Origin of the sequence: Billgrantia zhangzhouensis (assembly GCF_021404465.1) — a bacterium.
Classification (GTDB): Bacteria; Pseudomonadota; Gammaproteobacteria; order Pseudomonadales; family Halomonadaceae; genus Halomonas; species Halomonas zhangzhouensis.
Window position 1 is genome coordinate 163795 of sequence record NZ_JABFTT010000012.1, and the last position, 10780, is coordinate 174574.

The following is a 10780-nucleotide window of genomic DNA, read 5'->3' on the forward strand; positions in this document are numbered from 1 at the left end:
GCTTTCCGGTAAGCGTAAGCCATTTTTCGAAACTACCACAACGGCCTGCCGTCGATGGCCGTAAGCCCAAGCCCGATCAGCCCCATCCCGGCCAGATGGCGCCACTCCAGCCGCTCACCCAGCACGAAGATACCCAGCAAGATGGCGCTGGCCGGAATCAGAAACGTGACTAGCAGCAGGTTGGTCGCCCCTGCGCTTGCCAGCAGGCGAAAATAGATCAGGTAGGCCAACGTGGTGGAGGACAGCACCAGGCCGAACACCGCCGCCCAGATATCCAGCCCCGGCCACTGCCAGAAGCGCTCCACCAGCAGCGCCAAGGGCAAGAGCACCAGCGCCGCCAGCCCCACGCGCAGGGCCACGATGGTGAGCGGCCCCAACTCCGCGATCGCCACCCCGACGAAAAAGAAGGAGCCACCCCACAGCACCGACAAGGCCAGCAGCAAAACCCACTCCGTGAGCCCCATGCTGCGATCGATCGTCTTCATCGCTGCCACTCCGGTTGGTAGACGATGCCAACCTAGGGCAGCAAGGCGACGAGAGAACTCTGCTTTTTGCTCTGGAAGTTGCGCGGGCGAGTGCTCAGTTCAGCGCCTCGCTTCGACCGTGATCATCTGGCAACCTTGCCGGGGCGGCTCCTCGCTATAGTCGCCATAGAGCCGTACATGCGTGAAGCCAAGTTGTTCCAGGAGCAGAGTGAGCTCTTGCAGGCCCCACCAACGCAGAGAGAATCGCTCCAGTTCGCTGAGTACCAAGCGCCCCTCGACCCAGTGTTCATAGCGCAACAGGGCATGGGTTCGCTGCGCCAGGTAATCCACCTCCGGAGGCGAGGCGGCAAGCGTGAGCAGCTCGCTCTCGCCGACCGGCCAACTGCGCTGTCCACCCTTGTCCTCGATGAGCGAATCCGCGGCATCCAGATCCAGCAGCAAGCGGCCGTCGGGCATCAGATGTTCATGAAATCTCAGCAGGGTAACGCGAGCTTGCTCGAAGTTCAGCAACTGGAAGGAGCCGGCCGGTACGATGATGGCTTCGAAACGTTCGGAATAATGGAACGCCTCAAAGCGCTGATGGCTAAGTACCGCCGTCAGCTCTCGGCTAGCGCAATGCTCTTGGCAGCGAACCAGCATCTCTTCCGAGGCATCGAACCCTACCATTCGCAAACCTTGTTCCAGCAAGGGGATGAAAATACGCCCATTGCCCACGGCGGGCTCTAGAATGGCGCCACTGCATCCTTCCAACTGACGGCCATAGAACTCGATGTCGCCGAAGCTGCGGCCTATGGGCTTATCCAGGTCATAGACCCAAGCCGCCAGCGAGCCGTAACGGTTGTCGATTTTCACGTCTCGTTCCTGCAAGCACTGCGAGAGAGCGACGAGTATACGCTGCAATACACGAAAAGCGCCCGGCGAGCTAGGTTCGCCGGGCCTCCAAGAGGTTGCGATCGCGAACGGCTCAGCGCTGGCGCAGCTTGGCCAGCTCGCTCTCGGCAACGTCGACCCGCACGCTGCCCTTCTGCACCAGCAGATCGGCAATGATGGCCACTTCGTCACCCTTGGCGCCCGCCATCAGCGCGATGTTCTTGGCGTGCAGCGCCATGTGACCCTTCTGGATGCCGGTGGTGGCCAGTGCCTTGAGGGCAGCGAAGTTTTGTGCCAGGCCCACCGCCACGATGATCCGGGCCAGGCGTTCGGCCTGGGTCACGCCGAGGATCTCCAGACAGTAGCGCGCGGTAGGATGAGCCCGCGTGGCGCCACCGATCAGGCCGACCGGCATCGGCAATTCCAGCGTACCGGTGAGGTTGCCTTCGCTGTCCATCTCCCAATGAGTGAGAGAGCGATAGCGCCCCGTGCATGCGGCAAAGGCATGCGCACCAGCCTCCACGGCTCGGGTGTCGTTGCCCGTGGCCAGCACCACAGCGCTGACCCCGTTCATGATGCCCTTGTTGTGCGTGGCCGCCCGGTAAGGGTCGAGATCGGCGAAGCGGTAGGCCGAGAGCATGCCGTCGCGTACCTCCTTCCCGCCGATCTGGTCAAGGCGCCAGGTAGCCCGGGCCCGTACCAGTCGCCGATCGGCCAGATTGGAGAGAATGCGCAGCCGACTCTTGCCTCCGCTCCACTCCGCCAATGAAGGTGCCACTGCCTCGGCCATGGAGTTAACTGCGTTGGCGCCCATGGCGTCGCGCACGTCCACTAGCAGATGCACGATCAGCATGTCGTCTAGCACGCGTACCTCGAGGTCGCGAAAACCACCGCCATGCTTGAGCAGCACGGGATCGGTGGCATCGCAGATCTGGCGGATTCGCTCGCGTGCCTCCAACAGCTTGAGACGTGCGAACTCAGGATTGGGCACTTCGACGAGCTGCACCTGGGCGATCATCACCGGTGCCGACGCATCGGTAACGAAACCACCGGATTCCCGACACTGGCGCGCCGCATTGCATACTGCCGCTACCACCGAGGACTCCTCCGTGGCCATCGGTACCAACTGCTCCTCGCCATCGATGATCAGGTTCGTGGCGATACCCAGCGGTATATTCAGCGTGCCGATTACGTTCTCGATCATCGAGTCGGCGGTTTCCGGGTCGATGTTGCCCATATTGGTAAAGTGTGCCACACCCGTGTCGTCGAGACCCGTGATTTCGGCCACCTGGGCGAGCCGCTCCTGAGGCGAGAGCTGATAGAAGCCGGCGATTCGGGAAGTGCTATGAGCCATGTCGATACCTGTCAAAAGCAATGAAAGACGATACGAAAGAAAACCAAGGGCCTCAGGCCAGCAGCCCCATCAGCCACGGGGCGGCGTAGAGTGTCATGAACTGCACGCCGTAGTTCACGCCCCAGCGGTTCAGCAGGCCCGCCACCAGGGCCAGTACCATCACGCCGAGGATGCCCATCACCCCGGCATCCATGTAGGCCAGCAGCATGACCAGGGCGAAAAACATGGCGAGGAAGGCTTCATGGGGGATATGGCGGAACACAAAGACGCAAATCTGGCGTGCGTAGCGAACCGCGATGGGGTAGGTGATCAGCAATGCGATACCGGCGCCGAGAATGCTGGCAATGGCAATTTCGGAGAAGCTCATCAGGTGATGTGCGTTCTGCTCCAGGGTGAGCACCGGCGGGGCATTGAAGAAGGCATTGCCCGGGCCGATAGCCATGGGGCTCATGGGAATGCCCAGTGCCGCCAGGGGAATCAGGATGCCAGCGATATAGGCAGCATTGGTCACGGCGTCCATGGAGGAGAGCGCCCGACTGGCCTTCTCGACGGTACCCTTCACCCAGCTCGACATCACTTCACCGAGGAAGATGGTGATGCCTACCGGGCTCATGAAGAAGGTGACCGAGCCCAACACCGAACTGGCGGCGGCCGAGGCCGTTTCCTGCCGTGTGAGGATGCGGAAGGGATTGGGTAGCTTGTGCTCGTCGTCAGTCTTGTAGATCTGGATGGTCTTGGGTTCGGTCACCGTCATGGCCCGACGCTCGCGGTTCACCAGAAGCTGCGCCAGGTTGAACATCATCGGGCCGATGGTGATGCCGAGGAAGAACGAGATGAATACCACCCGCCCCTCGGGGATCACGCCCATGCCCCAGTAGAAGTGGCGCAGCGCCTGAATCAGCGCCGCCAGTACCACGATGCTGACCAGGCTGATGACCTTCTCGCGGCTCATCAGCGCCAGGAACACCGCGCCGAGGAAGAAGATCTGGCTGGCATACTGGCCCAGCACATCCGCCAGCGGAGTGAGCAGGAAGGCGAGAAACAAGCTGATCGGCACCGCGACCAAGGTACCGATCACCGAGCCGGAGGCCATCTTGCGGATCGCCAGGGTGGCCTGTCCTTCGCGCTTCAGCGTCATGGCGTGCTCCACCATTGGCGCCGACATCACGCCGCCGGGAATGCCTGCCACCGAAACAGGAATGGAATCGGTCAGCTTCTTGGCCACGATGGCCGCCATGAAGAAAGCCAGCACCACGGGCAGCGGAATGCCGGCTACCACCAGCGCCAAGGTAACGGGCGCCAGCACGGCGGTTTCATCGGTGCCGGGCGCCACGCCAATGGCGGTATAGACCACTACGCCGATCACGGCGGCGATCAGCATCTGTATGAGAATCATCGGATCCATGCTTACGCCTCCCCTTCGATGTCGAGGCGGCGCTTGGGACGAAACAGCAGCGCACTGATGAAGAAGCCGAGAATGGCACCGGCAATCCCCAGCACCAGCGGCCCAGGGGCAGGCCACGGTGCGAGCAGATAGCCACCCAGACTCAATAGCGTGGCGATGGTGAGCGAGATGAGCAGATCCCTGCCCGAAACCGTATCGTCCCAGACATTCAGGAAAGCCCTGTCTTTGGCTGGCATGCGTGACTCCAGGTAAATCGTTATTGGTGTTATGAGCCGTTACCGGCAGTGCCAGCTTCGGCAAAACGAAGGAACAGAATAAGGTACAGTTGTGAAAATTGTTCCAAGTACTGTACCTTCGCTAGGAAGGTTACAATTCGCTGTGAGAGAGTGAGCATGACCAAATCCGGCCAGATTGCCGAGGCGCTGCTCAAGGCCATGGAGGAGGGCCGGTTGGCACCGGGGGCCAAGGTCGCCTCCATTCGCGAGGCGGCTCGCCAGTTCGGTGTGGCCAAGAACACCATCATCGATGCCTACGATCAGCTCGTGGCCATTGGACGCCTGCAGGCCCGTCATGGCGCCGGCTTCTTCGTTTCGCAAACGCGTCCACAAGCCACGGTGGAAGAGCGCGAGAGCCTGAGTGAGGCGATCGACAGTGTCTCTCTCCTGCGAGAGCAGTTGGTCGGTAGCTTCGCGGTCCGTGCTGGTGACGGCCGTGCGCCAGCCGCCTGGATGGGCGGGCTCGATCTTTCCCGTGCACTCAAGCGGCGCGGTACGGACCAGGAAGAAGCGCATTTCGAATATGGCATGCCGCAGGGTTTCGAGCCGCTGCGCGAGGCCATTGCCAGGGTACTGGCTGGGCGTTCCATCCTTGCCGCCCCGGAACAGGTGCTGCTCACCTTCGGGGCCAACCATGCCTTCGATCTGATCATCCGGCACTTCGTCGATGCCGGCGATAGCGTGCTGGTGGAAACGCCAGGCTACTATCCGCTGTTCGGCAAGCTGCGCCTGGCACGGGCCAAGCTGGTGGGCGTTTCGCGTACGTCGGAAGGGGTGGACCTCGAGGAGTTCGAGCGCAAGGTGCGCCAGTACCGGCCGCGGCTGTTCTTCCTGCAACCCAACGCCCACAACCCCACTGGCACCAGCATGTCGCTGAGCAACATGCATCAGCTATTGAAGATCGCCGAGCAGCACGGCGTGGTGTTGGTGGAGGACGACGTGTTCGCCGACCTGCTGCCGCAGGGGAGTGCCCACCTGGCCGCACTGGATGGACTGGAGAACGTCATCTACGTGGGCACCTTCTCCAAGACGCTCTCCACCGGGCTGCGCTCAGGCTACATCGCCGGCAGCCGTGCGCTGATCCGCTCCCTCACCGACATCAAGATGCTCACCGTGGTCAACTCCTCCACCTTCATCGAATCGGTGATCCACGAGTTGATCGTCAAGGGGCGCTACCGCCGTCATCTGGTGCAGCTTCGCGAGCGGGTCGCCAAGGCCAGCGCCAGCGCCCGGCGCGCCCTGCGCGATGCAGGCATCGAGGATATCAGCGGCCCCGGCGGTGGCTACTATCTATGGGCCCGGCTGCCTGCCGGTATCAACACCCTGGAGCTGGCCAAACGTGCCACAGAGGAGGGCATCTTCATCGCACCCGGCGCCATCTTCTCGTTGCGCCCGGATGGCATCGACGGCACTGCCATGCGCATCAACGTCGCCTATGCCAATGACTTCCGGTTCCTGGAGTTCCTGAGGAGGGCGTTGGGTTAGACTTCATCCTACCCTTCCCGCTGCATCTTCTCGCGCCGTGCCACTTCCGTCGCCGTGGGTGGGTCCATGGCAAAGTCGCCGGTCTTCACCGCGCCATCGCGTTCATAATTCGCGATCACGATGCCGTTGGGCGACACTCGATTGGCGACGAGTTTGAATGCCGCTGCCATCGCACCGTCGTCAAACAGCTTCTTGCCTTGCCCCAGCACCACGGGGCAGATGAATAGCCTGAGTTCATCGACGAGATCGTGCGCAAGCAGCGTGTGGACCAGCTCGGTGCTGCCCTGGGTAATCAGCGCCGGCCCATCTTCCTGCTTCAGCCTGGCAACATCGGCTGCCGCGTCGCGCAGCGCCACCGAGTCTTTCCAGGTCAACTCCAGGCCCTTTCGGGTCGCCACGTACTTCTTGATCGCGTTGAAGGTCTTGGCGATGGAGTCGTCCGGCCCTTTCTCGGCGTAGGGCCAGTGCGCAGCGAAGATTTCATACGTCTTGCGCCCGAGCAGCAGGTCGAACGGCTGACCGAACAGCTTGTCGATCTCTTCCCCGAATACCTCACCCACCAACGGCGCGACCCAGCCGCCATGGCGGAAGCCACCGGTCGGGTCTTCCTGCGGTCCGCCGGGCGCCTGCATCACGCCATCGAGCGACAGCATGGCACCAACGATCACCTTGCGCATAAGCTCATCCTCCTGATTGGCTGCTAGCCAATGGGAGTCGAGCCAGGCATCGCGAAATCGACACAGCCCGCGTATCGATTGCTGAAAGCGCGGCAATAACCAGGAAGTTGAGTGATGGCACCGCGGGGGCCTAGTGCCCCCGCGGCGTACTGGACCTAGTCGCGGTCGACGCCGCTGGCGCTGTTGCTACCCTGGCGTACGTAAACCTCGAGTTCGCGGCCGCGCTCGTCGTCGCCCTCGATTTCAATCATACCCCGCTTGTCGATCTGGATCGTCTCGAACGAGACCATGCCTTCGCTGGCAGCGATCTCGAAGACGCTGCGCACGTCTTCCTCGCTCATGCCCCAGGCGCCACTGACACGCCGTTCGCGCTCTTCCTGCAGCGTCTCGCCATTGTTCAGCAAGATACGTACATCGACGTACCACTCGTCGTCGATCCAGCCTTCGATTTCGACGCTGTCGCGGCTCTTGGCCTCGATCTCCTCGAAGTGGGTAATGCCGTAGTCGTTGGCCGCGGCGAGCATATCGTCCAGGCGATCCATCGCCAACTGGTCGGCGTGAGCCACACCGGCCGCCATCAGCAGTGCGGCTGCGGGGATGCCGAGTAGCGCTTTACGTGGGTTCATGAAGATTCCTCCTTGGTGTTGGACACTATGGCTGATTGCACGGCTAGTTTTAGCACGCCGAGTCTTGCCGTAAGCTGACAGCCTCGTTCATCTTGCGTTCATCTTGAGCCTGGCACCCTAGCGCCATGATCATTTACCGCCACATGCCTAGCGGCCAGTGCCTCGCCCGCGTCGTGCTCCTTGCACTAGTGCTGGGAGTGGGGCTGCCGGGCACCGCCGACACCCACCAGCCGCTGCACGGCGAGGTACGTCGTGGCGAGTTGGTGCCGCTGGAGCGGATCCTCGACTGGCTGGAGACACACTACCTGGGCGATGTGCTGGGGGTCGAGTTGGAACGCGACGACGGGACGCTACTCTATGAGATCAAGATGATCGGCCCCCAGGGGCAAATCGTGGAGTTCGAATTCGATGCCCACAGCGGTCAGTTGATGGCCATGGAAGGCATCAACATCAACGCCATGCGGCGACCATGACGGGTGGACGATGAAGCTACTGCTGGTAGAGGACGACCAGGCGCTGGCCACCGCACTCGGCCAGGCACTGCGCGACGCCGAGTGGGTGGTGGAGCATGCCGCCAGCGGCCAAGAAGCAGACTTCCTACTCAACACCGAGTCCTATGATGCGGTGATTCTCGACCTGGGACTGCCCGATGGAGACGGCACCCGCTGGCTGAGCGAGTGGCGCGAGGCCGCCATCGACCTGCCGGTACTGATCCTCACCGCCCGCGAGCGCTGGGCCGATAAGGCGGCCGGTTTCTCGGCCGGCGCCGACGACTACGTGACCAAACCGTTCGAAACCGCCGAGGTGTTGTTTCGCCTGCGCGCGCTGGTCCGCCGCAGCCACGGCCATGCCCACCCGGTGCTGCGGGTCGGCGAGCTGGCCTACGACACCCACACCCACCATGTCACCCTGGCCGGGCGCCCCATCGCTCTCACCGCCCAGGAGTGCCGCCTGCTCGGTTACCTGATGCACGCCGCACCGCGTGTGGTCAGCCGCAGCGAGCTCGCCGAGCACGTCTACGACCGCGACCATGAACCAGACTCCAACGTCATCGATGTCCAGGTCAGTCGGCTGCGTCGCAAGCTCGGCGCCACCCGCATCGCCACCCTGCGCGGCCAGGGTTATCGGCTGGTCGAGGGAGAGGCGCCTTGAGCCGTTTGTCGCGGGCATCGATCGCCACCCGCCTGCTGCTGGCGTCACTGCTGTTGATCCTGCTTGCCCTGCCGCTGTCGGGCATGGCACTCGCCTACCATTTTCGCCTTAGCGTCACCGAAGCCTTTGACGAGCGTCTCGATGCGCTGCTCAAGGTGGTGTTGGCCAGCGTCGAGTACGATCCGCTCGAGCAAGTCCTGCAGTTCGACAGCACCCTTGGCGACCCGCGCTTCGAGCAGGTCTTTTCCGGCTGGTATTGGCAGGTCAGCGATGGTGACAGCCAGGTGATCACCTCCCGTTCACTATGGGACCAGCGGCTACCGGTAACCAACCAGCGCCAGATCAGCGTGCGCGATGAGCATGGCCCTCGCGACAGCCGCCTACGGGTCATCGAGCGCGATATTCGCCTGGCAGGACTCGACGCGCCGCTACACGTCAGCGTGGCACTGGAGCGTAGCGAGCTGGATGCCGAAATTCGCCGCTTCCAGCAACTGCTGGCGGCGGCCCTGCTAGGCTTGGGCATAGTGCTGCTGTTGGCATTGGCAGCACAAATCCGCTGGGGGCTGGCCCCGCTACGGCGCATGCGCAACAACCTGCGGCGCGTCGAAGCCGGTGACGCCGAGCGACTGGATACCATGCTCCCCGCCGAGCTTGCCCAACTGGCTGGCACCATGAATGGTGTGCTCGACCGCGATCGACGGCTGATCGAGCGTAGCCGGCACACTGCCGGCAACCTGGCCCATGCGCTGAAGACACCGCTGAGTGTGTTGCGCCTCAAGGTGGCTGGCCTGCCCGAGGAGACACGCGAGCCGCTGCTGATAGAGCTTGCGCGCATCGACGCCGCCGTGCGCCATCATCTGGCACGGGCCTCCACCGCCGGCGACAGCGGCTGGCTGGGCACGGTCAATGTTGCCCACACCCTGGCGCCGCTGCTCGAGGGACTGACCCGCCTGGCCGAGCGCCGCGGCCTAGTGCTGGAGAGCGACATCCCAGCCTCGCTAGCCCTCTCGATGGAAGCGCAGGACCTCCAGGAGCTGGTCGGCAATTTGCTCGACAATGCCCTGCGCTGGGCCGAACGGCGCGTTACCCTGCATATTGCCTGCGACGCCGACCAGCATCGGCTGCAGGTGAGCGACGACGGCCCCGGGATGAGTACCGAACAGCGCAGCGAAGCGCTAATGCGCGGCAGCCGGCTCGACGAACGGCGCTCCGGCTCTGGGCTGGGGCTGGCGATCGTCGCCGACCTGGTAGAACTCTACGGTGGCCAACTGGCCCTGAAGCAGGCCAGCCCCCATGGGCTCAGGGTCGAGGTAACGCTGCCGGCTACACCGCATGCCATACGCGACCCACGATGAACGCTGCCGCTGCGCTACCCGACGTACTTCCGTCCATTTGCCATTGACAAACCCGGAGTCCGCTATGTCTCGCGCTATCGAAATCCCCGCCGCCGACGGCACCATCGACGCTCATGTCTTCACGCCCGGGAGCGCCAAAGGCCCGCTGCCGGCCGTGGTGCTGTTCACCGACATCGGCGGCCTGCGCTCCTGCTATCACGAGAAAGCCCAGCAGATCGCGGACAATGGCTATGCCGTGTTGATGCCCAATATCTACTATCGCGATGTACACGGCCCTGTCGTGCCGAAGGGCAAATCCTTCCGCGACCCGGACGTGCGATCGGTACTGTTCGGCTATGCCGGCCACCTCACGCTCGAGGCACTGTCCCGCGACTTCGCCGCGCTGCTGAAATGCATCGACACCGAGGCCGAATTCGCCGACGGCAAAATAGGCGTAGTGGGCTACTGCATGACCGGCGCCTTCGCGCTGCGCATGGCGGCCGAACATCCCGAGCGCGTTGCCGCTGCGGCTGGCTTTCATTCGGCCAACTTGGCCAAGGCCGACGACCCGAACAGCCTCGTGCACGTGGTTGGCACCATCAAGGGGCGTGTCTATCTCGGCCACGCCGACAAGGACGATCTACTGCCTCCCGACCAGATCGCCCGCCTGGACGAAGCCCTGGCCAAGGCCGGGGTGAATTTCACCACCGAACTCTACAAGGGCGCCGCCCACGGCTTCACCGCCAAGGACGCCCCCAGCTACGACGCGGCCGCCGATGCCCTGCATCACAAGCGGTTGGCGATGTTACTGGAAGAGACGCTGTAGCGGGGCGGCCTGCTTTATCGGCGGCCCCGGGGGATGGGGCCGCGGTGGTTTGGCAGAGCTGCTATTGGGAGAGTGGGGAGGCGTGGCTGGTTACTTAGCTTGTATCTGCATTCGGCCGAGGCTGTGTGAAAACGCGGCTCCCGCTATACTCTCCCTGTGACTGCTCGTGGAGGTGCCGATGAAGCGATTCGTTGCAGGAGAGTCTCGATCGCAAGCCACGTTGTTCCCTGAGCTTCTGGATGATTTCGTCGCAGAGGACAACCCGGTCCGAGCCATCGAGGCCTTCGTCGA

General features: G+C 63.1%; 12 protein-coding genes. 5 read left to right on the top strand and 7 right to left on the bottom strand.

The genetic code is table 11. From position 1 onward, the window contains the following. Positions 1-32: 32 nt before the first annotated feature. The 5 genes from HOP51_RS16130 to HOP51_RS16150 all read right to left on the bottom strand — a co-directional run bounded on the left by HOP51_RS16130 (position 33) and on the right by HOP51_RS16150 (position 4350). Complete coding sequence (locus HOP51_RS16130) at positions 33-485, bottom strand: DMT family transporter (protein WP_234274936.1); 453 nt, start codon at positions 483-485, stop codon at positions 33-35. A gap of 99 nt (positions 486-584) precedes the next feature. After that, complete coding sequence (locus HOP51_RS16135; RefSeq protein WP_234274937.1) at positions 585-1337, bottom strand: class I SAM-dependent methyltransferase; 753 nt, start codon at positions 1335-1337, stop codon at positions 585-587. A gap of 112 nt (positions 1338-1449) precedes the next feature. Further along, positions 1450-2709: a hydroxymethylglutaryl-CoA reductase, degradative gene (locus HOP51_RS16140; protein WP_234274938.1), complete on the bottom strand. Its 1260-nt coding sequence runs from the start codon at positions 2707-2709 to the stop codon at positions 1450-1452. A 52-nt stretch (positions 2710-2761) separates the two neighbouring features. After that, positions 2762-4114 (bottom strand): tripartite tricarboxylate transporter permease, encoded by a 1353-nt coding sequence (locus tag HOP51_RS16145; RefSeq protein ID WP_234274939.1) that lies wholly within the window; start codon positions 4112-4114, stop codon positions 2762-2764. Between the two features lie 2 nt (positions 4115-4116). Next, a complete protein-coding gene (locus tag HOP51_RS16150) occupies positions 4117-4350 on the bottom strand; it encodes a hypothetical protein (protein ID WP_234274940.1) in 234 nt (77 codons plus the stop codon). Between the two features lie 156 nt (positions 4351-4506). Here HOP51_RS16150 and HOP51_RS16155 point away from each other — a divergent pair, with 156 nt between their 5' ends. After that, the gene (locus tag HOP51_RS16155) at positions 4507-5874 is read left to right on the top strand and encodes an aminotransferase-like domain-containing protein (protein ID WP_234274941.1); all 1368 of its coding nucleotides are present in this window, start codon (positions 4507-4509) and stop codon (positions 5872-5874) included. Between the two features lie 8 nt (positions 5875-5882). Here HOP51_RS16155 and HOP51_RS16160 read toward each other — a convergent pair whose 3' ends face one another. After that, complete coding sequence (locus HOP51_RS16160) at positions 5883-6551, bottom strand: dihydrofolate reductase family protein (RefSeq protein ID WP_234274942.1); 669 nt, start codon at positions 6549-6551, stop codon at positions 5883-5885. Positions 6552-6706: 155 nt separating this feature from the next. Then, entirely contained in the window at positions 6707-7177 is a 471-nt protein-coding gene (locus HOP51_RS16165; protein WP_234274943.1) for a PepSY domain-containing protein, read from the bottom strand. Between the two features lie 125 nt (positions 7178-7302). On the opposite strand from HOP51_RS16165, the gene HOP51_RS16170 reads away from it, so the two are divergent. From HOP51_RS16170 to HOP51_RS16185, 4 genes are all read left to right on the top strand, one after another. Next, positions 7303-7650, top strand: a complete 348-nt coding sequence (locus tag HOP51_RS16170) for a PepSY domain-containing protein (RefSeq protein WP_234274944.1) — start codon at positions 7303-7305, stop codon at positions 7648-7650. A gap of 10 nt (positions 7651-7660) precedes the next feature. Next, entirely contained in the window at positions 7661-8329 is a 669-nt protein-coding gene (locus HOP51_RS16175; RefSeq protein WP_234274945.1) for a winged helix-turn-helix domain-containing protein, read from the top strand. Beyond that, positions 8326-9684 carry a sensor histidine kinase gene (locus tag HOP51_RS16180; protein ID WP_234274946.1) on the top strand — a complete coding sequence of 453 codons (1359 nt, stop codon included), beginning with the start codon at positions 8326-8328 and terminating at the stop codon, positions 9682-9684. Before HOP51_RS16175 ends, HOP51_RS16180 begins: the two co-directional genes overlap by 4 nt. Before the next feature lie 64 nt (positions 9685-9748). After that, the gene (locus tag HOP51_RS16185) at positions 9749-10489 is read left to right on the top strand and encodes a dienelactone hydrolase family protein (protein WP_234274947.1); all 741 of its coding nucleotides are present in this window, start codon (positions 9749-9751) and stop codon (positions 10487-10489) included. Positions 10490-10780 lie beyond the last annotated feature (291 nt).

Coding starts and splice junctions, on each gene's coding strand:
- HOP51_RS16155 (WP_234274941.1), top strand. CDS start 4,507: ATGACCAAATCCGGCCAGATTGCCGAGGCGCTGCTCAAGGCCATGGAG.
- HOP51_RS16140 (WP_234274938.1), bottom strand. CDS start 2,709: ATGGCTCATAGCACTTCCCGAATCGCCGGCTTCTATCAGCTCTCGCCT.
- HOP51_RS16175 (WP_234274945.1), top strand. CDS start 7,661: ATGAAGCTACTGCTGGTAGAGGACGACCAGGCGCTGGCCACCGCACTC.
- HOP51_RS16185 (WP_234274947.1), top strand. CDS start 9,749: ATGTCTCGCGCTATCGAAATCCCCGCCGCCGACGGCACCATCGACGCT.
- HOP51_RS16130 (WP_234274936.1), bottom strand. CDS start 485: ATGAAGACGATCGATCGCAGCATGGGGCTCACGGAGTGGGTTTTGCTG.
- HOP51_RS16150 (WP_234274940.1), bottom strand. CDS start 4,350: ATGCCAGCCAAAGACAGGGCTTTCCTGAATGTCTGGGACGATACGGTT.
- HOP51_RS16145 (WP_234274939.1), bottom strand. CDS start 4,114: ATGGATCCGATGATTCTCATACAGATGCTGATCGCCGCCGTGATCGGC.
- HOP51_RS16170 (WP_234274944.1), top strand. CDS start 7,303: ATGATCATTTACCGCCACATGCCTAGCGGCCAGTGCCTCGCCCGCGTC.
- HOP51_RS16160 (WP_234274942.1), bottom strand. CDS start 6,551: ATGCGCAAGGTGATCGTTGGTGCCATGCTGTCGCTCGATGGCGTGATG.
- HOP51_RS16165 (WP_234274943.1), bottom strand. CDS start 7,177: ATGAACCCACGTAAAGCGCTACTCGGCATCCCCGCAGCCGCACTGCTG.